We start from the raw sequence: 21,868 nt of genomic DNA, 5'->3' as shown, positions 1-21,868 counted from the left end.
TATATGACAACCCGGGTGATAAGTCTATACTCTACTGTATGCAGCACAACCCGAATTAGTACACCATAATGTCATTATGAATTTTATACTTATCAACGAAAAGTTATAATTTTCAATTAAATGGAAATCTTTTTCACACAAAATTCACATTTCAGTTTATAATCAGAATACATTTTCCGTAATTTTCATAACATTATCTATTAATTTTTCCACTCCTCTATCTCTTATGATTACACCTACTCCTTATTTAGGATCTCTTTCTGTCAGATCTGTTCTGCCATCCACTCTATCTTTTCTATGTCCATATCACGTTCTATTGATCAATTCCGTAGTGTATAAACTCTTCATGAGTTTGTATAAATGTATATTCAGTAAAGGAGGTGATGTTCTACGTGTCTTTCAACCAAGACGACTGATTAATTACAGGTAAGAGGAGGTGTTGAATTTATAGTTTCATCGAATGTACAGGATTTCCAAATTATAAGGAGGCTAATCCCTATGACTTCTATTCGTTTATCCAATCCAAAGTTGGTAAAGCTGCTTGCCCTGTGTGGAATGATGATTGTTGCTACATTAAGTATGTTTCTCTTCTCGGAAAAAGTATCCGCTCACGGCTATGTCGATAGTCCAGGCAGCCGAGCGATTTTATGTAAAAACGGACAGAATACCGATTGCGGAGCGATCATGTATGAGCCTCAAAGTTTGGAAGCACCTAAAGGCTTCCCTGCAGCAGGCCCTGCGGACGGCAAAATCGCAAGTGCAGGCGGCGCCTTTCCGAAGCTGGATGAACAATCAGCTACCCGTTGGACCAAGGTGAACATGTCCTCTGGACAAAATACGTTTACCTGGAAGCTGACTGCTAACCATGCCACGACCAGCTGGAAGTATTATATAACGAAACCGAATTGGAATCCGAACGCTTCACTTACACGTGATTCCTTCGACCTTACCCCATTCTGCTCCGTCGCTTATGATGGTACTCGGCCTCCGACAACGTATTCCGATACCTGCAATGTTCCACAGCGTACCGGGTATCATGTCATTCTGGCTGTTTGGGAAATTGCAGATACGCCAAATGCATTCTACAACGTCATTGATGTGAACTTCAACGGAAGCAACCCGATCGATACGGAAGCTCCGACTGCACCGTCTTCCCTTGCTTCCACAGGCATCACTAGCACGAGCGTATCCTTGGCTTGGAATGCGGCTACAGATAACGTAGGTGTAACAGGCTACAAGGTCTACAACGGAAATACCCTCGTCACAACGGTATCCGGTTCGACCCTGAATTACACTGTAACCAGCTTAACGGCAAATACAGCCTATACGTTCACGGTAAAGGCTGTGGATGCCGCAGGCAATTTGTCCAATGCCAGCAATGCAGTTAATGTGACCACGAATCCTGTTGTAGTAGATACCGAAGCACCGACTGCCCCAAGCTATCTGCATGTCATGGGTAGTCCAACTTCCACAAGTGTCAACCTGATGTGGAGCCCGTCAACGGACAACGTGGGCGTAACCGGATATAAAATTTATAGTGGCTCATCCTTGGTAGGAACTGTATCCGGTACAACTACTGATTACACCGTATCAGGTCTAAGTCCAAATACGGCTTACACATTTACCGTTCATGCGTTTGACGCTGCTGGCAACGAATCTTCCGCCAGCAATTCAGTAACTGCGACAACGGCAGATGCACCTGCCGTTCAAGCCTGGTCGCCAAACACTTCATATACTGCTGGGACTCAAGTAAGTTACAACGGCTCGGTATATGAGTGTCGCCAATCCCACACTTCGCTGGCCGGTTGGGAACCAACCAATGTTCCTGCACTTTGGAAGCTAGTATAAATATATTCGCGCTCTAGCTTTTTAGACTAGTTTTCTTAACAAGAAAACCCCTTTGGGTGAGAACCGGATATCCTGCAAGGGATTCCATTCTACCCAAAGGGGTTTTTTCTATTTCCTTATTTCCAGATTTCGTCAGCAATCTCTTTAATCAATTCAAGCTTCTTCCACTGCTGCTCCTCTGTTAAAATATTACCTTCCTCAGTAGAAGCAAATCCGCATTGAGGGCTTAGGCAAATATGATTGAGATCCACATATTGAGCAGCTTCCTTGATTCGGCGAATAATTTCCTGTTTATCTTCAAGCTCGCCTGTTTTCGACGAAACCAACCCGAGTACAACTTGCTGGTCTTTCATATGTTTCAGTGGTGTAAAATCCCCCGTACGATCGGTATCAAACTCCAAATAGTATCCGTCAATATGATCAATTCCGAAAAGATATTCCGCAACAGGCTCATAGCCGCCAGAAGATGCCCATGTTGAATGGTAATTTCCCTGTATCATGCCTGAAAGGTGTAACCGTTCTTTGTTTAGGACTCTCCAATGAATTGCTCATCTGCACTATCCCCTTTAACTATTTATCTGTAAAAAATCGTTATAAGAAAGATAGCACAGTTTTTCAGCTATAGAGTAACTCCAAATAACTATAGCTGGTTATAGTTTCAGGCTATAGACAGCTCCATTTCCGGGAAATCATTGGAAGAAAATTCTGTGTTTTGTTATCGTTGGACAGTGTATTTGTGATTAAATAATTCCACTTGTGTGATAATGAAATATGAAAACAAATTAGGTGAAGGTGGCTGAGAAAATCATGACATTGCGGATGAATCCGTATCTTATCCTGGACGGAAATGCGAAGGAAGCAATCTCTTTCTACGAGAAAGCGCTCGATGCCAAAGTTGTAATGATGCAGACATTCGGGGAAATGCCGGCCAACCCTGATTTTCCTTTGCCGGAGGACGCCAAGGACCGTGTATCCCACGCGAACTTGAAGGTTGGTGAGACGGAATTGATGTTCTCGGATACGTTTCCGGGTCAGCCTGTGCATTCGGGTAATCAAGTTCAGATCTGCATTACCACGTTTACAGCGGAGCGCTCTGAGCAGATTTATGAAGCTCTAAAAGAAGGCGGCCAGGTTCCCATGCCTCTTCAGGAAACGTTCTGGAGCCCTGCTTACGGAATCGTGATAGATCAATTCGGCGTCACTTGGAATATCACAACCGAAGTAAAGGCGTAGGTAGAAGAAGGAATCTCACACAAAAGATCTGAAAGCTCATCGAATCGGGACCTTCATCTTAAAAAAAATGAAGCCCTTACTGGGGGCTTAGATAAAAGGCATGGCGGGAACCCGTCATGCCTTTTTATTGCAGAGATTAGTTGAAATCCAAAATTCCATCCATTCATTTTGAATTTATTTTTTTAAAATTTTAAAATATCTATTGATAATGATAATTGTTATCAATATAATGATAATCATTATCAGTTATGAAAAGGAGAATTATCCCATGAAGTTATCTCGTTTTAAACCTGTACTTATTCTTACCTTGTTCACAATATTCGTCGCTGCCTGCAGTCAAACGCCATCTACCTCTAGCACGTCGGTACAGCCTGCAACTTCCTCTACCACTGCATCAGCACCAGAAACAGTTCAAGACACAGAATCAACTCCAAGCACTGAATCACAATCCTCTGTCGCTGTTGATGAGGCAAAACTTCAGGAATTGCTGACGCAATTCAAAGAGAAGACGCCTGAAGGGAAAACGCCTGATAAAGTGGTTACTGTATCTGTCTCCATATCGGAATTGTTGAATGAGCTTGGCGTTATTCCTGTGGGCGTACCAACTACAAGCAGCAAGCTGCCTGCAGCTTTTGACCAAGTGCCTCGTATCGGATCATCCCATCAGCCAGATCTGGAGCAGATCGCCAAGTTGCAGCCTGATTTTGTACTTGGCCCAGCTTCCATAAAAGACAATCTGGACAAATTATTTAAATCCGCATCCTTGCCATCCGCTTACTTACCAGCTGATTCATTAGATGAATTGAAGCTCTCGATGGTCACCCTCGGACGTTTATTCAAGAAAGAAGACAAAGCAGAAGCATTCCTGCAACAGTTCAACGAGAAAGAAAATGCCGTCATTGAAAAGACCAAAGGAAAAGAAGCCCCATCCGTCATGATACTGTTTGGGTCTGCCGAATCACTCATGTTTATGAATGAGAATACATACACTGGTAGTTTGGTGAAGAAACTCGGCGCATCTAATGTGGTTACTGATGTGCTCAAACTGAAAGAAACCTACATTCCTCTCAACATGGAAAGTATCGTCTCCGCGAATCCGGATGTTATTTTGTTAGTTGCTCACGGAGATCCAGATGCAGTCGCCAAAAAATTCGAGGAGGACACCAAGAAAAACGGTGCCTGGGAGAAGCTTGATGCATTCAAGAACGACAAGCTGATCGCGCTCGATTACAGCCTGTTCGGCATTGCATCGATCGTCAAAGCTCCGGAAGCATATGAAGAGATGTTCAAAATTTTGTACAACTGATACGGAGGAATCCAGAGTGACGGAGAAACACATCAGAAAAGCCGTACTGCTCGGGATCACTGCTCTAGCTCTAATAACCGCCGTTGTGCTGTCCATCGGACTAGGCAGTGTTCGATTATCTCCGACCGATACATTAAGTACCTTATTTGGAAATGGCGACGCGGCCAATCATACAATTCTTTGGGATATTCGAATCCCGAGAGTGTTACTCGCTCTGTTGATCGGGGCAAACTTAGCAGCTTCAGGCGCATTACTTCAAGCCGTCATGTTAAATCCCTTGGCTGACCCCGGTCTGACGGGTGTATCGAGCGGAGCTGCAGTCGCCGTACTGTTCATCTTGCTCGCTCAGCCCAAATATGCGTCATTGGTTCCATTAGCCGCAATTATTGGTGGTTTGGTTGCAGCGGTCCTAGTCTATACCTGGGCATGGAACCGGCGAACCGGGTTTACACCCATCCGTATCATTCTGTCCGGTGTAGCCGTTAACGCTGTATTCGGCGGAGTCATAGGGCTGTTGTCCTTGCTGTACAGCGATCAGCTCCCCTCCGCCTTACAATGGCTGAATGGCAGTTTGTCCGGCAAAGGTATGTCAGCGGTAAAGGTTCTACTCCCTTATTCCATCATCGGATGGATTGCCGCCCTTCTGTGTATCCGACAAGCCAATATTTTACGTTTAGGGGAACAGGTCGCACATAACCTGGGGCAAAATTTGAACCGCATCCGGTTTACACTCTCATTTATAGCCGTTTATTTGGCAGCCATCTCCGTATCAACCGTTGGACTTGTTGGCTTTGTGGGACTCATCGTTCCACATATCGCCCGCATGCTCGTCGGTTCTGATTATAAGCAAGCATTGCCGATGAGCCTTCTGCTCGGAGCATTGATCCTGCTCGCCGCAGATACTGCAGGACGAACGGTTTTCTCACCCACTGAAATACCAGCCGGCATTGTGATGGCGATGCTCGGAGGTCCTTATTTTCTATACCTGATGCGTAAGGGGGACACTTGAAATGCTTGAGGTTCAGTCTCTGACGATACGTTATGCCGATCGAACAATCATAAATAACTTTTCACTTGAGGTAAACGAAGGAGAAGTTGTATCCATCATCGGGCCAAATGGATCCGGCAAGTCAACCATACTCAAAGGATTGTCACGCAGCATTCCTTGCGAAAGTGGACGTATATGCATTGCTAACCGGGAGTTATCCTCCCTTAGCACCAAGCAGGTTTCTCGCATTATGTGCATGCTCTGTCAATCGAATTCATGTCCAGCAGACATGACCGTCGAAGAATTGGTTGGGTACGGGCGGGTTCCGCACAAGAAGTGGTACGAACGATTCGATGCAGGTGATGAGGAGGTCATTGGATGGGCGCTTGAGCAAACTGACATGCTTCAATACAAAGACAGGTTGATCGTTTCCTTGTCAGGCGGAGAAGCACAGCGTGCCTGGATTGCCATGGCACTGGCGCAGCGCCCCAAAGTACTGCTGCTCGACGAGCCGACCACTTACCTGGATATCGCCCATCAACTGGAAGTGCTTGAGCTGATAAGCAGACTGAATCGTGAATTAAACCTTACGGTTGTCATGGTGCTTCACGATCTGAATCATGCAGGTGCCTATAGTGACAAGATCTCCGTCATCCAGAATGGCGTCATGCGCGAATACGGTCCTCCACAGCAGGTGCTCACCCCGCATTTAATCCGCGAGGTATACGGCGTTGAGTCCGAAGTGGAATATGTTGTTGGCAGTTCCGCCCCACGTATTCATATTTTGAAGAAAAGTAGAGGGATCAGTCATGAAGCAATTGGATAAAGAAAAGATCAAGCTGGAGTATTTAACATTTACGGATAGCCTAAAGACAATCATGCTAAGCACTCTGGATGAAAATGGGCAGCCGTTCATCTCCTATGCCCCGTTTGTGAAAAAGAACGGCAAGCTCTATATCTACATCAGCCAAATCGCCAATCATTACCATCATATCGAGAATAATCCCGCTGTTGACGTCATGTTTATCGAAGACGAATCACAGTCCAAAAATCTATTCGCCCGTCAAAGAGCAAGATTCGCATGTACTGCCATCAATGTAGGAAACGAAGAAAATGAGGATATTTTTTATTTGTTTGGTCAGTCTTTTGGGGACAGTATGATCCGAATGCTCCAGGGATTGGATTTTTCACTGTTCGAGCTAACCGTACGCGAGGGGCGTTATGTGGTTGGGTTCGGTCAAGCGTTCGATATCGATCTGTCGGGTAACAGATTTGACCTTGTCTCAAGAGACGGACACACGTCCGAAGCACAATTGTAAATCAGACAAAGGAGTGTTACTTGATGACATTTACCACCGTATCTCAAATCTGGAATGCCGTTCAAGACCGATTTCATCAGACAGCCAAAAACCTACCCGAACAAGATTTACCGCTAAAGCTAGGCAATGCCTCTATCGGCTACATGCTTCGCCATAATGCAGAGGTTGAGTATATGTTCGCCGATTGGTTTTTCAATCGCCCGCTACCAGAAGGACTGGTTATCCATACCGCCCGCGGAGCTGCAGGAGCCGAGAATGAGTTTACCAACTTGCAGGAGCTCCTCGCCATCCTGAAAGCCTCGAACGAGCATATGCTTGACGCGATGCGAGAGTTGCCTGAAGAAAAGTGGAATGAACCCGTCAAGTCTCCGATGGGCCTTTCAACACCGCTCGAAGCTGTTGGCAGACTCATGTATCATACAGGCATTCATGCAGGGCAAATATCGCTCATCCAGAAGTGTGCAACTGTGCAGCGACCATAAGGACAGAGCTGCTGTTTATAGGGCACACTAAAATCACAGCTAACCAAGTAGTATCAAATCAACGAGTATGGAAAAACTCGAGATGTATAGCTGATTTTGAACGAAATACAAGAAGGGAGCCACATAACATGGCTCCCTCCCTTTATGTATAGGAGGTGGTCTAACTATCCCCCCCCTATAGCCTCATACAGCGCTTCAGTATAAGCGATTGCCAGCTTGGATAGCGTAATATTTTTATGGCTGATCCATCCCACATTGATACTCTCCTCGCTCTCAAGCGGAACCGGAATGATCTCATTTCCGTTCAGATCAGCGCTAAGTACACCGGTAGAAATCGTATATCCGTTTAGCCCGATTAACAGATTAAAAAGGGTCGCCCGATCATTCACCATGATGCTTTTTTTATGTGACAGTGTACTCAAAATTTCTTCCGAGAAATGAAACGAGTTGAACTCACCCTGGTCAAAGGAGAGGTACGGATAGTCGTCCAGCTGTTCAATCTTTACGACGGACTGCTTCGCCAGCGGGTTTTTTATACTAATGAAAATATGAGGTTTAGCCGTAAATAGGCTCTTGAACTGCAAACCGGCGTCTTTGAGCAGCTTGTTGATCACCTTGTCGTTAAACTCATTTAAATACAAGATTCCAATCTCACTACGCAGCGTTTTAACATCCTGTATTATTTCATATGTCTTGGTCTCCCGCAAAGCGAGTTCATACTCCTCTTGTCCATACTCTCGAACCAGATTTACAAAAGCATTGACCGCAAACGCATAATGCTGGGTAGATACTGAAAAGTGCTGCGGCGAAGGTTTCGCATTCACATAACGGGTCTCCAGAAGCTCCGCCTGCTCCACAACCTGACGGGCATAACCAAGAAACTCAGCACCCTCTTTGGATAATGAAATCCCTTTGTTTGTCCGTTCAAAAATCGTAATCTGAAATTCTTCCTCCAAATCACGAATCGCATTCGAGAGGCTTGGCTGAGATATGAACAATCGCCTTGCAGCTTCATTCATTGAACCCCGATTGGCTACCTCAATTACATATTTCAATTGCTGCAACGTCACTGGATTCATTCCTCTCTATAACAAATTCTATTTTTGACCATCCCATTTGGGATATATCCCTATCTGCTTCCTCTTATTCTAATCGATCCAAACCGATAGTTCGATAATATTTCTTATCATTTCAACGGTTGCATCGAAAGAATGGCCAGCTTATTCTCCTCATCCAGTTCGACCTTGACCTCGATCCCCAGCTTGTCCCTGAACAATCGGGTAACGTTTAGATAAGGATCTTTTGCTGCACTGCTTCCGCCATTGACGCTGTTTCGTGTCATGCCTGCCGCGATGATCGATTTAATGTATGTCTTATCTGGTTTCTGTTCCGGATTATAACGGTAAACCGGCTCTTTTTGCTTATTAAAAAAGACGTACGTCTCCGTGTAATCATTGGCGTTGATATACTCCTTCTCCGTCTCAACGAATTTGGCATCCATATCATACCGGACATTGCCCGCCAAAAAAGGATTTTCCTTCGAAGGAACAGTTTCATATTTTCCATACGCTAGTTGAAGCAGATAATGAGTACTGGTACCCTCGATCCGATAATAAAAAGCCTTATCTTCTCCCCTCTTATCTACCGCCGCAAAACTGTCGAAGAGAGGCCAAGCATCATACAATTTACCGTCTTCCTCAACAGCGAGCTTGTATTTCGTCAGCACCATTTCCTTCTGGAATACACCGAAAGAACGGGCGACAAAAAAGGTAGGAATGAGCAGAGTCCCCACGACGATAAATAAGATCAATTTAAAAACCGGGTTTCTTCTCATCATGTTTTCTCTCCTCATAAATGGTGCCGCTATCCACCCTGCGTGTTGACCGGAGCTTTTTGCTGCAATTTCCGTAAAATTTTTACGACCGCATCTCGATTTTTCGCTTCCTTCATATATTTGGGCACTGAATAGGAAGCCGTACATTTCATGGCACCGACAGGTTTCTCACGAAGGGTGGCCGACAGATAGGATAGCAAATAATTCAGATGTTCCCGGTTCACCGCCCATACCGGTTTGCCGCGCAAATAATCCAGATAATAAAGCTCCAATTGAAACACAGGATCCTTTCCATCTCGAATATCGGTACGATACATCAGTGATCCGGATTTTTGCTCTACGGCTACTTGATTAACTGCGCCGCAATGGGGGCATGGAATATGAATATGCTTATGGGCAAGCTGGTTGTCATCATGCAGTTCCTCATTAAACCATCTTTCACACGTCCCGCATACACCACTGGCTGTATGACGGAATTGCTCTTTTTCCTTCTCATGATAAAAACAATTCGTGCATCTTACTTCCTTCAAGCATTCTGTTCCGTATATGTAAGCAAGACCGCGACAATCCGGACACTTCACGGCCACTTGTCCTCCCTGACGGAGAACATAGCGGAACGAATATGGATATCCGAGCTCGTCTACAAAACGCTGCATCGTCCTTCCTCCTTCGGTTTTTTTGAGTAAAAAGCGGCCTGCAGCTTAGTCTTACGTGAGAACTGCCCACAACCATACTGAAACAAAGCCCAATACGATTCCTAGGATATAAATATAAAACAAGGTATCTAGTCCAACTTTAATCTACCCTTGTTCATGTTCTCAGCTACCACCGCAGAGGCTCCGCTTCGCTCTTCCATACGACATATCGTCCTAGCTCCCGGATCGTTCCGGTTCCAATGCTATACTCATCCATTGATTCCGCCCGGAGATCAAGCAGATGAAGCATTCCACCGTAAGTACCAACAGCCAACACGCCTTCATCATCCGAAACGGCCATCCCGGAAATCGTACTGCCGACAAAATGACGCCACAGCTCCGTTCCCTCTCCATCAATCATACGTAAATAGCCGTAGGCATCCCCCAGCACAACGCCGTCAGAAAGGACTGCTGCCGCATATACCCTTGCACCATCCTCCGCCAGCGGCCATTCCTCCCGCTCATCGGATGCTCCCGATAACACTTCATCGAGTGGAACCCTTATAGTCGAACCATTATAGAAATGACATGAATTGAACCATGCCTGCTGTCCGTCATGAGTAAATACACTGTAATGTGGATAACTCGACTCTGGATAAATGCTATGCACCTTTCCAGTACTCCGGTCCAGTAGCAGATGATCACTCGATTGACTTCCAAAAGCGAGCCACCGTTCATCAGGAGAAACAGAGCCGTGGGCCATAGCGATGGAGATATTGTCCATTTCGTATTCTTCAAGCTCGCTGGCACTCGGATGCAGCAGCTGCGTCCGATCCTTCCCGATCAAATAAATGCCCTCACTGCTAACCAGCAGCAGTCCACTCCCATCAGAAAAAGGAATGACTTCTTCAATAATCTGATCCGGCCGCTCACAATCCGCAAGTGTCTCCAAATTCGGCATCTCTTCCTTTAGCTGATGCTTAATCGTTGACCAAGAAAAGACGGCAAGCTCCTCTCCCTGCAGTTGCATATTCGGATTACGAATCAAGCGGATATCGGCTGGCCCGACTAACGCGTATACAGAGCCTTGGACAGAGCGTCCGACTAAGCTTAACTCCGACATCTTGCAAATATCATGCTCTCCAGCTGTATAGACAGCCCCCTCTTCCCAAGAGGTTCCGGCGCAGAAGATAACCGAAGATCCCACAAATGAAATGGATTTTATCGCTCGTGTATCCTCCTTGTAACTGTCAACCAGCGGCCATGTTGCCGCAGGCAGCTCTTGACGGAGCTGTTCCACCTCTCCTGCCTTGTTCGCTTCCCGAATCATCTTCCAGACACCTGCTGCAAGTTTACTGCGGGAATCGTTCTCCGGCTCTTTCAATTTCTTGTCCCATCCTGATTCCATTCCGAGCCTGACATACTCATTGATCTCTCTGGCATAGCGATGTCCTTCCGAACGCCAAGCAGCTGCGGCTTCACGGTTCAACCAATTCATTCTTATTCCTCCCATATTGTTCCTACGTATTCCTCAATCAGTATTCTATCTCTTCTATATTCGTTTTCAAATTGTGGTTGGATTCCCTCAACAGATCAGTAAAAGACTTCGCCACATATAATAAAATCGGGATCAAAAGCTTCGATAGCATCCCTTACAAAAAGTATATAGAAGGTGCATTACAAACAATACGCAAATCCCATTTAACACAACCGGAATTCTAGGGATTATTTCATTCATATGATAAAATGTATGCATGAATACTCCCGCCACTTACCTTTGCTTACACTTCGGTTGAAGTGGAGGTTTCTGACGTATTATCTCTGATTATTACGAGATGCTTAGCATCAGTGGAGTTGACACGTTGACGGACCGGTTACCGCCCAACCCCGCTATCCCATCGGCGGATGCCTTTGGGAATACTTTGCGCAAGATGTTCGCCGCACCATTCACATCGGCGTGGATAAAGCCCTTCGTGCTACGGTACAGCCCGCGATGAATTCGTCTGCCAGAGAAGGTCCTAGAAACTCCTTCTTCATACTTGGGCAAGGGATCGCGATCCAGGAAACTCGCTTTCGATGTATACGATTCTTCGGTGAGAATCACTTCGATTCCGAGTGCTTCGGCTTTGTAGCGGATCATCGAGACGAGCATCTGATGCGGGATGTGACAGAATGATTGGTTGTTTCGTCGTCCTATATCGGATTCCACCTTCCATCCTTGGTTGTATCCGATAATGATCGTCCCGATCTGTTGTTCTACAGCCAAGCTAACAATACAATGACTCGTCTTGTGGAAGAAGTCCTTGATCCTTCGGTGGCGCTTCAGATGCAATTGCTCGAGTCGCTTGGATGTATGCGCTCCTTCGTGCGGCTGTTTGCCTTGCCGGAGAATGCTGGTATAGTGTGCCGTGAGTTTGTTGTAAAACTGATTGATCGCTTTGAGCGGCTTGCCCTTCACGCAAACGGGTCTATGACCGGTATTGGTGACAATGGTTGCAAGCTGGTTAATACCGAGATCAATCGCCATCGCCTTCTCTTTCTTCAGATCAGCTGTTTCAGCCTGGCATGTAAACACCAGTTCCATGACATATTGCCCATATCTCGGAACAATGCGTACCATCTTGAAGTCCCCATCTATGGTTCCTAGCTTGCCAATGTTGAGACGGTGCTTCGTCTTTGGGAGTTTGAGGTACTTACGATCCTTGATCTGACAATCCTGGCTGGTGAGAACGACTTCTTTAGTTCTTGAGCGGGCATAACCGGGAATGCGCGGTATTCCGGTATACTTGTCAGGATTCATGCGGTAATCTCTGATGCTAGCAAAGAAAGACTTCCAGTTGGTGAATACGCTTTTCATGACCCACTGGCTGCTTTGCGTAGGGAGCGCTCGGTAATCCGCTTGATCCATCACTTTGAACAAACTATCCAGGAAGGGGAAATCGAGATAGGGAGAGTCTTTAGATGGAAGTTCGAACAGGTTGCAACGGGAACCTTTGCGCTGGTCAGTAGGTTTAAAAAGTTGTTTGCGAAGTCTGGATTGATGGGCCTCAAGCTGACGCAGGTTCATCAGATCGATGTTCGCGCGTAACGTGCCGATGACTTGTTGTTGCAGTGGCTCTAAGGGTTTGTCCTGCTTAAGTGTGGTGAACACTTGGCGGATATAAAAGTTGGTCGTATTGTACAAGTTCTTGGCGCCCTGACACATCTGCTCCGAGTAGGAAAATAATCGATGACCAGGCTTGATCCAGACTTGATAGGTTCGATATGTAGGTTCAGACATACATTAACCTCCCCTGAAACCAAACATATGTTCTGCTTTATTTTACCACATATGATGGTTTAGTGGGGGAGAATTGTAAAGAATTCGCAAAAAAATTAGCAAGTATTTCGAGAGATATCACCGATTCACCACCCACTTAGTTCCTTTGTCACTTGAAGTGGGTGTCCTCTCGGTGGTGTTGATAGATACCGATCCGATAAGGAGTGACATACCATGACTCGTTTTATCGATTATTATATACGGAATGAAGCGGAGCGAGAGCGATTAAAACAGGTGAATATCTTAACCGATCGCTTTGCAAAAAGAGCACCGATCCATGATACGGAAGGAAGCTTTCCGTTTGAAAATTTTAACGATCTTCGGCGGGCGGGCTATTTGAAACTAACCGTCCCCCGCAAATACGGCGGTGATGAAATTTCGCTGTATGAGATGGTACAGGTTCAGGAGCGGATCGCTTATGGCGATGGCTCTACGGCTTTGGCCGTAGGATGGCATCTGGGCCAAATGCTGCATCTGAGAACGACAGGAAAATGGCCGGAAGCATTGTATGCGGATCTGTGCAGGGACGTCGTAGCTCAAGGCGCTATGATGAACGTGTTCGCCAGTGAAGCTGGTACGGGCAGCCCCAGTCGCGGCGGCAAACCCGAAACGACCGCTGTGCGGACTGAAGGCGGATGGCATATCTCAGGCCGTAAAACGTTCAGCACACTTTCTCCGATACTGGATCGGTTCGTCGTAACCGCTTATGTTCCAGAAGAAGACACAGTTGGAGAATTTCTCATTGACCGGAGTGACCGGACCACCGTCGATGAGACTTGGAATACGCTTGGCATGCGTAGCACCGGGAGTCATGATGTTCTGTTAAACGAAGCTTTTGCATCCGACAATTCCCGGATTACCGGTAAGGGAACCGATGACGGCGGCGGATGGCTTCTTCACATTCCGGCATGCTACATGGGCATTGCCCTTGCTGCGAGAGATTTTGCTCTGGAATATGCCAAATCCTATAAACCCAACAGTGTTCAAGCTTCCATTGCAACCCTTCCGACCGTACAACAGTCCATTGGAAAAATGGAAGGCGAACTTCGCATTGCCCGAACGGTCATGTATGAAGCTGCTGATCGGTGGGACCGCGACCCTTCCGCCCGATCATCCATGCGGGCACAGCTTGGACTCGCCAAATACACTGTGACCAACCATGCGTTATCCGTTGTGGACCTGGCTATGCGCATCGTAGGCGGATCAAGTCTGTCCAAGGATTTGCCGCTAGAACGTTATTACCGTGACATCCGTGCAGGATTGCATAATCCCCCGATGGATACCACGGTGCTGAATCAACTGGCAGCAGAAGCATTGAATGAGAATTAACAGAAGCTAAGAAGCTAATGCGCCGCTTCACTACAAAAGGGATGCCCAACGCTCCAAAAGGAATGAGGATTCTATGATGAAAAAACGAAGCCGAAAGAGGCATCTCTCGACTTGAATTAAGTTTGCTGGAACAAAGTCGCGGTTACTCTGCAATCCGAACACAGGAACATGTAGTAGATTCCTTCACCATATTCCTCGACCTCTTCCCAATTCAATTGTCCGATAAAGGTCATACTTTCAAAGCAGCAGGGACATACCGGATACACAGCGTCCTGAATCCATGAAGGATGTCCGCCGATCTGCGAAATGGTCGGTTCAAGGGTCCAGTCTGCGGCATAGTAGCTGTTTCGAGGCATACTAGCTAATCTTAAATTTTTCCCCGCATGGACATATTCATCATTGAAATCATCGGGATCGATATCCGGTAAATATTCCGGTCTTTGATTGGCCTTGCTCCATCCGCTTTCTCCGTTCTTGTCAATGTCCATAAATATCGTATGATAGCAGCTGCAATGAACACAGGTGCTTACCATAAGCCGTTCAAACTCCCTATCTTCACCCAGGCTTAAAAAGCGAAGTGACGCCTGCTTTACATCCAGATCAACCAGCGTTGTTAACTTGCCACCGCACCATGGACAAGCGGATGACTGCTCCTCCAGAAAGATTGCGGATTTATCCGTTCCCCTTACGAAATCATCCTCTTTGTCTACCTTCTCCACCGCATAGCTGGTGAAGTGAAATAAATTCCGGCGCTCCCCACTCTTGGTAAGCTCCCATCCTGCCTCATGTGAATAACACTCTGGAGACACATAGAGCTCCTCAGCCCATTCCGGCGGTGACTGCCTCCATTGATGAAAGCTTCGCACAACCTTTTCATCGCCAATCCAAGCCAAAGCAAGTAACAGATGATTACGGTTTTCCCGATCATGATGTATCTGATCCAGTAATTGATCCCGAACTTCCTTGGACGCATCCTTAAACAATATCCCTGGGTAATATATTTCATGTTCCATCAGCTTAGGGATATAATCAGCAATCGACATATTCTTATAACAAACTAGCGACAATAAGATGTCCTGCACCGTTTCCTCTTCTCCTGAATCCAACAGATTCATGGCATTGTCCAGCATTTTACCGGAGTCCTCAAACGATAAGGAGGAGTAAACCTGTTCCTTACTCTGTTTATAAGGGATATAGCGAATCAAGGGATCATACGGGGGATGATGATATATAATCTTGAGAATTTCCACCGGATCCGTTATTCCCGCATACAAATCCACATCTCTGCGATTTTGTTTGATATAACGCTGCCGTTCTTTCCGTTCCATCTCCTGCGTGCACGGCATGCAATAACCGCCCGTTCTTGCAGCTGTGTTCGGCAATATGGTTGCTGAACAGTCTTGGCTCTTACATGGAATTCGCTCTGTCATAAGGGGCCCTCCTAAAAAAACTATCATTCATGTTGATGTCTTCCGTTAACATGATATTACTTCTAAATTGGAAAATTGTGAACAAAGCGATAGAAAAAGCACTTCCCGATCGAAATCGGGAAGTGCTTCTCCACAAGCATCTTATTTCACTGTACGGTTGTAATCCTGGATTTTGGACGTAATTTCTTTTGCCGCATCATCCAGAGCCTGCTGTGGTGATTTTTTGTTATTGAGCACCTCTTCAATCGCACCTTCGACAATCTGTCTCGCTTCCGGGAATACCCCCATCACCGCCCCCTGCGTCGCTTTGTTCAATTTCGTTTGGTGCAGCTGATCAATCGCTGTTTGGAACTGCGGGAACTTCTTCAGGTTTTCCTTCACGCTTTCTTCCTCATACGCTTTGGTTGTAATCGGGAAGTAGCCGGTATTGATATGCCAGTACGCTTGTTGTGAAGGAGAAGTCAGGAACTTGATAAACTCCCACGCCGCTTTTTGCTCCTCGTCCGGACGGTTGTTCATCATCCACAGGCTGGCGCCGCCAACGATAACTCCGCCATCCTTAGCATCTGCCGGTTTAGGAAGAAATGCCGTACCTACTTCAAATTTACCTGTGTTGCTGTCAACCAACCCTTTCAAGGCTGCAGTGGAATCGAGAATCATAGCAACCTGACCAGCAGAGAATGCCTTCTTGGAATCGTCCGTTTTACGTCCCAGATTGTTAGCCGCCTTCGTATCGATCAGGTCCTTCCACCAGGTCAGCACTTTCACACCAGCCTCGGTATTCACAAGCGATTCGGTAGCGAGGCCGTCCCGGCCGTTGCCGTTGTTCACATATTCTGCACCTTGGTTCGCAAACAACTGTTCCATAAACCAGCCGTAAATTGCAAAGTTAGCACCAACCGCTTTTCCTTTTTTCGAAATTGTGTCTGCCGCTGCTTTCAGTTCTTCAAACGTCTTTGGCGGATTTTCAGGATCCAGCCCCGCATCCTTGAACAAATCCTTGTTATAGTACAAAATCGGGTTCGACGTATTGAACGGCATGGAGTACAACTTGTTATCAAATGTATAATATCCACTAATGTTCGACTCCAGCTGACTGACATCCCATTTGTCCGTGTCGATAAAATCCTGCATCGGTTTGATCAACTTGGAATCGATCATGAACCGGCTGCCGATTTCATACATCTGTACAACAGATGGTCCATCATTGGTTCCCATGGACGCCTTCAGCTTGCTTAATAAATCGTCATAGTCGCCTTGGTACACCGCTTCAACCTGTACCTTATCCTGGGATTCATTAAAGTTAGCTACGAGCTGGTCAACAACCTTCGTATTGGCCCCACCCATCGCATGCCAGAACACGACCTTCTGCGTCCCGGCTTTGACTTCCGTTTCAGTCCCAGGTTTGTTATCGGTTGGCTGTGGTTTTTTTTCCTCGCCCATGTTTACATTACAGGCCGTTATGAGCAGCATCATGGTGGCGAGCAGCAGACTGACCCATCTCATTTTTCTCATTTCTTCATTTTCCTCCCCTTTTTAAATCATCAACTTATATGACAAGCCTGATTGGTAGACAGGCGAATCACCAAAAGTTACCCTTTGACCGCGCCAGCCGTAATGCCGCGCACCAGTTGTTTGACTCCGAAAGCTAGTAGTATAAAGGATGGCAGCAGTACCAGTGTGACTCCGGCTAATATCAGGTTCCACGACATAACCTCGGCATGCTGCAACATCGCTACCCCGATCTGGACTGTCCGCATGGATGCCTTGTTCGTGATCAGGAGCGGCCACAAGTAATGATTCCAGTGGGTTAAGAACACATATACCGCCAGAGTGGAAATGGCCGAACGTGACAACGGAAGCACCATAGAGAAATAATTTCGTAGGTGACCACAGCCATCAATCTTTGCTGCATCAAACAGCTCACCCGGAAGCTGGAGGAAAAACTGCCGCAGCAGAAACACCCCAAATGCGCCTGCCATAAACGGCACAATGAGGCCTTGATAACTGTCCATCCAGCCCCAATCCTTGATCGTCAAGTAATTCGGAATGATTGTAACTTCCCACGGAATCATCATCGTGGAGAGAAAGAGCGCAAACAGCAAGGCTTTCCCTTTAAACTTCAGAAACGAGAAAGCATACGCTGCAAGACTTGATGTTATCACCTGACAAATCATGATGGCCGTGGATACGATAAAGCTGTTCAGAATAAAACGCACGATCGGAAATCCGGATACAGCCTCTGCAAAGTTCCCTAAATAAAAGCTTGATGGAAAAAGCGGCGGCGGGAAGTTAGAAACTTCCTGCACGGTCATAAACGAAGAAAACACGGCAAATAGGAGAGGATATAACACTACAAGCGCTAAAACGGTCAGCAACAAATATGTGAAAAGGGCCGTTGTTCTTTTTGCTATCATTGATAGTGCACCTTCTTTTCAAGAACTTTAAACTGCAGCAATGTAAGCGCCAGAATGATGACAAACAGAATCAATGCCTGCGCGCTGCCAATGCCGAAACGGAAATTGACGAAGGCATCCTGGTAAATGGAGTACACGATCACGTTGGTCGAATTGATCGGCCCCCCCTTGGTGAGAATATGGATTTGGCCAAATGCTTGAAAAGCGCCGATGACCGATACGATGAGCGCAAAAAAGATAGTTGGCGACAGCAGCGGAAGGACAATTTGAATGAACGTACGAATCGGGCCGGAACCGTCCATTTTGGCACTTTCATAAATTTCCTCAGGTACACCCTGAAGCCCACTGGAGAGAACGATGTATAGAAAGCCCATGTTCATCCATATCGTCATCAACGAGATCGAAATGAGCGCCCATGATGGATCAGTCAGCCAAGGAATCGGACTGATGTTCACCAGACTCAAGAAGTAATTCAGCATGCCTGCTGTTGGATGAAACAGGAGAAACCAGATGATAGATCCTGTACCGACGGATATAACAATCGGCAGAGAAAATACAAACTGGAACACCTTCATACCGCGGAGCTTATTGTGTGTAATTGCAGCCAGAAACAACGACCACACGAGTGAAGTAGGCACGGTGAACAAAATAAATAGTAAAGTAACACCCAACCCCGAATAAAACGCTTCAGATCCAAGCAGCTTCGCAAAATTTTCAAACCATACAAATTCGGCGACCTGCCCCCGCGGATCAGTTATTGTCATACTGAGATACACCGATTTCAGCATCGGGTAGAACAAAAACATAATAAACAGAATGACTGAAGGGGCTAAAAACGCATAGGCTAACGCCTGCTCCCCCCGTTCTCTTCTCCTCACAATCCTACTTTTAGTATTTTTACCAGATAAAACGCTTTCATTATTACTCAAATCGATTTGCCCCTTTCTTTAAAATCTCTGTCTGTATCCACCCGCGGTATGAGAACCACAAAAAAAGAGAACAAAAAAACACATAAGCCACATGCCAAAAGACACGCAATTTATGTGATTCTCCTGTTCTCCATCACATGTTCATCTTGATCCTATCTTACATTCGCCACCCGAATATTGTCAACAAATATTCGTTTTTATAATCCAACAATACTTGACAGAGAGTTTATTCACCGTAATATGTTACAAATTCTCCGTTCGGTTTGCGATAGCCGCGAGGCCGTTGCTTGCTCGTGTCTTCTTTCCCGAGTGTAATAAGCATGACTGGTACGAATCTTTCAGGGATTTGAAGTGTTTGCCGGATCGCTTCAGGGTCAAAACCGATCATCGGACAAGTATCCCATCCCCGCTCCTTGGCAATCAGCATAAACTGCATAGCAGACAGACTTGCGTTACGAATCGCTTCATCTCGCTTGAAGTTTTCTCCTCTAGATTCATACAGTTCATGTACTTCTCGAACGTTCTTATCAAATTCGAACTTATCTATAATGCCGAGGTTCAGCATACCTTCATTCATCGGTCCGATGTCATGATAAGCTTCCAGATCTCCCAGAACCACAATAGTCGCTGAGCTGGTCAGAACTTTATACTGGCGGTATGCCGCCTCATATACCTGCTCTTTTAATGTCCGATCTGTCACAACCCCATAATGGGCATGCTGTAAATTAAATGCCGAAGGCGCATACTTGACTAGATTGAACATCTCCTCCAGCTCCTGCCGGCTGATCTTCACATCCGGAATGAATTTCATTGCAGATCTCCTGGATTTTAAAAGTTCGGTGAATGAGTTCGCTATTCCGTTCATGTATAAACTCTCCTTATGTAATCTGTTATTTTCATCTATATTATCACAGTTACTATAAAAAAGTAAGGTGATTATTGCTTATAACTGTGTAAATATGAGCTTAACTCTGACATTATTGTGACAACAAAAAACACGCCATACATGACGTGATATTTGTGTGGTCTATTTTATTCAGTCGTTTCCTCCGACGTTTCAACACCTAGCACATCCAACAGAAACATGAAGATTGGAATACCAATAATAAGCCCCCATATTCCTAAGTAATGCTGTGAAAAAATAAGAATGATAAACGTATAGAACATCGGAAGTTTCGTTTTGGATGCATACAATCTTGGATTAAGGAAATACGTCTCAAGGGCATGAACAACCAAAATCATAAGGATTGTCCATAGCACCAGACTCAAACCGCCAATCTGGTATCCAATGATACCAATAGGAACAAATGAGATAATCACTCCCGCCACGGGAATAAGACTCAACAGGAACACCATAATCGTGAGCGCGAACAAATACGGAAAACCTAATATCCAGAGGCCGATGATCGTTAAAATCGTGTTGAACACGGCAATGAGCAGTTGAACTTCAATTACTTTGCCGAAAGAAGAAGTGAACTTCCTACCATAATAGTAGAACTCTTTATAAGCCCAGCTAATTTTGCTGTCACGGAATTTCTCCGTAAATTGTACAACTTTCTTTTTTTGGACCAGATAGAAAAAGCTTAACAACAAGACGAACAAAATGATTTCCAGCCATTTCCCCAGCATCATAATGTAATTCACTACGTTACCCAAGTATTTTTGGAAATCCAGCTTTTCAAGTGCAGCAGCAGCCATCTCCACAAATTCATTCTGCTGGGAAGTATTCATGAAGCGAGTAATGTTATTAAACATATCCACAACTTGAACCACAATCTTAGGCACAAAGTTGATAATGCCAAACACCAATGAGATTACCAAAAGCAGGTATAAGGCGATGTTTACCACCAGTGGTGAGACGGGAAACAGACGGTTGAGCTTTCTCGTTACGAACCCCTCAAGACGCCCCATTACGAACGTAACCAGGAACAAGAGAAGTATTAAATTAAGCATATGCCGAAGGCTGTATAGCAGTGTTACAACCAGCATAAGAAAAAGTATTCTTTTTACAATGGATTGGGCAAAAAATGTTCGCAAAAATTCCATGGGCTTCCCTCGTTTTGTATTTATGTCTATTCTATGATTATATGCTACACTTCATTCGTTAGCCAGAAATAAAATAACGAATTACAAACCATAATATGGATACTCTATTGTGGTTGAAGTGGTTCGAGCAGCTTTCTCGCCTAACAGTTTCTCTACGATATACAAAGACATATCCATTCCAGCCGACACTCCTGCAGAGGTTAACACATCTCCATTATCTACAAAACGAACATTTCGTAGTACTTCAACATCAGGATATTTATCCGCAAAATTATTTAAAGCCAAGGAATGGGTTGTCGCTTTACAATTCGATAAAACACCTGCTTCAGCGAGCAGAAATGCTCCTGTACACACCGAAGCCATTATACATTCTGAACGATGTTGGGATGAGATCCAATGAAGAAGTTCTGGATTGTTCAAACAACATTTTATGGCCTTTAGAGGGCCTCCAGGTATAAGAACGATATCAAACTTAGGGTGATGACTAGTAAAGCTGAAGTCCGGCAGCACTTTCAATCCATTGTTGGTTGTAAACAAGCTGTCCATCTTGTGATATCGTTTTGACCAAAAAAGGTTTATCTTCACTCGCTATACCTCCCAGTAACAGCTCCGGCACCTGATTCGTTTCTTTAACCGTCAGAGAAAACACTTCGAATGGTCCTGAATAATCCAACACGTCTACATGGTCAAAAAGTAAAATACCTACATTCCATTGCTTCATTCCTATCGCCCCTTCACTTAAGACCATTCGGT

Annotated in this window: 19 protein-coding genes and 2 pseudogenes; 8 read left to right on the top strand and 13 right to left on the bottom strand. The window is 45.5% G+C overall.

Annotated elements, in window-relative coordinates:
• The first annotated feature begins 498 nt into the window (after positions 1-498).
• The gene (locus tag AC2TF5_RS07210) at positions 499-1,848 is read left to right on the top strand and encodes a lytic polysaccharide monooxygenase (RefSeq protein WP_491301506.1); all 1,350 of its coding nucleotides are present in this window, start codon (positions 499-501) and stop codon (positions 1,846-1,848) included.
• Positions 1,849-1,964: 116 nt separating this feature from the next.
• Here the strand turns inward: AC2TF5_RS07210 and AC2TF5_RS07205 are convergent.
• Positions 1,965-2,342: pseudogene (locus AC2TF5_RS07205) on the bottom strand (5-methyltetrahydropteroyltriglutamate--homocysteine methyltransferase); the annotation flags it as partial.
• Positions 2,343-2,655: 313 nt separating this feature from the next.
• On the opposite strand from AC2TF5_RS07205, the gene AC2TF5_RS07200 reads away from it, so the two are divergent.
• The 6 genes from AC2TF5_RS07200 (at position 2,656) to AC2TF5_RS07175 (ending at position 7,176) form a co-directional block, all read left to right on the top strand.
• On the top strand, positions 2,656-3,081 hold the full coding sequence (locus tag AC2TF5_RS07200) for a VOC family protein (RefSeq protein WP_491301505.1): 426 nt from the start codon (positions 2,656-2,658) through the stop codon (positions 3,079-3,081).
• A gap of 268 nt (positions 3,082-3,349) precedes the next feature.
• A complete protein-coding gene (locus AC2TF5_RS07195) occupies positions 3,350-4,387 on the top strand; it encodes a helical backbone metal receptor (protein WP_491301504.1) in 1,038 nt (345 codons plus the stop codon).
• A gap of 16 nt (positions 4,388-4,403) precedes the next feature.
• On the top strand, positions 4,404-5,396 hold the full coding sequence (locus AC2TF5_RS07190; protein WP_491301503.1) for a FecCD family ABC transporter permease: 993 nt from the start codon (positions 4,404-4,406) through the stop codon (positions 5,394-5,396).
• Position 5,397: 1 nt separating this feature from the next.
• Entirely contained in the window at positions 5,398-6,201 is an 804-nt protein-coding gene (locus AC2TF5_RS07185) for an ABC transporter ATP-binding protein (protein WP_491301502.1), read from the top strand.
• Positions 6,185-6,694 (top strand): HugZ family pyridoxamine 5'-phosphate oxidase, encoded by a 510-nt coding sequence (locus tag AC2TF5_RS07180; protein ID WP_491301501.1) that lies wholly within the window; start codon positions 6,185-6,187, stop codon positions 6,692-6,694. Before AC2TF5_RS07185 ends, AC2TF5_RS07180 begins: the two co-directional genes overlap by 17 nt.
• 23 nt (positions 6,695-6,717) lie before the next feature.
• Positions 6,718-7,176, top strand: a complete 459-nt coding sequence (locus AC2TF5_RS07175; RefSeq protein WP_491301500.1) for a DinB family protein — start codon at positions 6,718-6,720, stop codon at positions 7,174-7,176.
• 164 nt (positions 7,177-7,340) lie between these two features.
• Here the strand turns inward: AC2TF5_RS07175 and AC2TF5_RS07170 are convergent, their stop codons facing one another.
• The 5 genes from AC2TF5_RS07170 to AC2TF5_RS07150 all read right to left on the bottom strand — a co-directional run bounded on the left by AC2TF5_RS07170 (position 7,341) and on the right by AC2TF5_RS07150 (position 12,925).
• Positions 7,341-8,246 carry a LysR family transcriptional regulator gene (locus tag AC2TF5_RS07170; RefSeq protein ID WP_491302831.1) on the bottom strand — a complete coding sequence of 302 codons (906 nt, stop codon included), beginning with the start codon at positions 8,244-8,246 and terminating at the stop codon, positions 7,341-7,343.
• A 116-nt stretch (positions 8,247-8,362) separates the two neighbouring features.
• On the bottom strand, positions 8,363-9,013 hold the full coding sequence (locus tag AC2TF5_RS07165; protein ID WP_491301499.1) for a hypothetical protein: 651 nt from the start codon (positions 9,011-9,013) through the stop codon (positions 8,363-8,365).
• Between the two features lie 26 nt (positions 9,014-9,039).
• The gene (locus AC2TF5_RS07160) at positions 9,040-9,666 is read right to left on the bottom strand and encodes a hypothetical protein (RefSeq protein WP_491301498.1); all 627 of its coding nucleotides are present in this window, start codon (positions 9,664-9,666) and stop codon (positions 9,040-9,042) included.
• Positions 9,667-9,832: 166 nt separating this feature from the next.
• Positions 9,833-11,143, bottom strand: coding sequence for a WD40 repeat domain-containing protein (locus AC2TF5_RS07155; RefSeq protein ID WP_491301497.1), 1,311 nt, complete (start codon positions 11,141-11,143; stop codon positions 9,833-9,835).
• A gap of 330 nt (positions 11,144-11,473) precedes the next feature.
• Positions 11,474-12,925, bottom strand: a complete 1,452-nt coding sequence (locus AC2TF5_RS07150; RefSeq protein WP_491301496.1) for an RNA-guided endonuclease InsQ/TnpB family protein — start codon at positions 12,923-12,925, stop codon at positions 11,474-11,476.
• A gap of 213 nt (positions 12,926-13,138) precedes the next feature.
• On the opposite strand from AC2TF5_RS07150, the gene AC2TF5_RS07145 reads away from it, so the two are divergent.
• Positions 13,139-14,293: an acyl-CoA dehydrogenase family protein gene (locus AC2TF5_RS07145; RefSeq protein ID WP_491301495.1), complete on the top strand. Its 1,155-nt coding sequence runs from the start codon at positions 13,139-13,141 to the stop codon at positions 14,291-14,293.
• Between the two features lie 116 nt (positions 14,294-14,409).
• Here AC2TF5_RS07145 and AC2TF5_RS07140 read toward each other — a convergent pair whose 3' ends face one another.
• The 7 genes and pseudogenes from AC2TF5_RS07140 to AC2TF5_RS07110 all read right to left on the bottom strand — a co-directional run bounded on the left by AC2TF5_RS07140 (position 14,410) and on the right by AC2TF5_RS07110 (position 21,836).
• Positions 14,410-15,723, bottom strand: coding sequence for a DUF1963 domain-containing protein (locus AC2TF5_RS07140; RefSeq protein ID WP_491301494.1), 1,314 nt, complete (start codon positions 15,721-15,723; stop codon positions 14,410-14,412).
• Between the two features lie 141 nt (positions 15,724-15,864).
• A complete protein-coding gene (locus tag AC2TF5_RS07135; RefSeq protein ID WP_491301493.1) occupies positions 15,865-17,238 on the bottom strand; it encodes an ABC transporter substrate-binding protein in 1,374 nt (457 codons plus the stop codon).
• A gap of 77 nt (positions 17,239-17,315) precedes the next feature.
• A complete protein-coding gene (locus AC2TF5_RS07130) occupies positions 17,316-18,140 on the bottom strand; it encodes a carbohydrate ABC transporter permease (RefSeq protein ID WP_491301492.1) in 825 nt (274 codons plus the stop codon).
• Positions 18,137-19,021 carry a carbohydrate ABC transporter permease gene (locus AC2TF5_RS07125; protein ID WP_491302830.1) on the bottom strand — a complete coding sequence of 295 codons (885 nt, stop codon included), beginning with the start codon at positions 19,019-19,021 and terminating at the stop codon, positions 18,137-18,139. The genes AC2TF5_RS07130 and AC2TF5_RS07125 overlap by 4 nt, the downstream gene beginning before the upstream one ends.
• 274 nt (positions 19,022-19,295) lie before the next feature.
• Entirely contained in the window at positions 19,296-19,880 is a 585-nt protein-coding gene (locus AC2TF5_RS07120; RefSeq protein ID WP_491301491.1) for a nitroreductase family protein, read from the bottom strand.
• A gap of 221 nt (positions 19,881-20,101) precedes the next feature.
• Positions 20,102-21,115: an AI-2E family transporter gene (locus AC2TF5_RS07115; protein ID WP_491301490.1), complete on the bottom strand. Its 1,014-nt coding sequence runs from the start codon at positions 21,113-21,115 to the stop codon at positions 20,102-20,104.
• Positions 21,116-21,196: 81 nt separating this feature from the next.
• Positions 21,197-21,836: pseudogene (locus AC2TF5_RS07110) on the bottom strand (DJ-1/PfpI family protein).
• Between the last annotated feature and the right edge of the window lie 32 nt (positions 21,837-21,868).

It is taken from the genome of Paenibacillus sp. JNUCC 34, assembly GCF_058269055.1.
The sequence above is the reverse complement of the archived record's forward strand: the minus strand, read 5'-3'. Positions and strand labels throughout refer to the sequence as shown.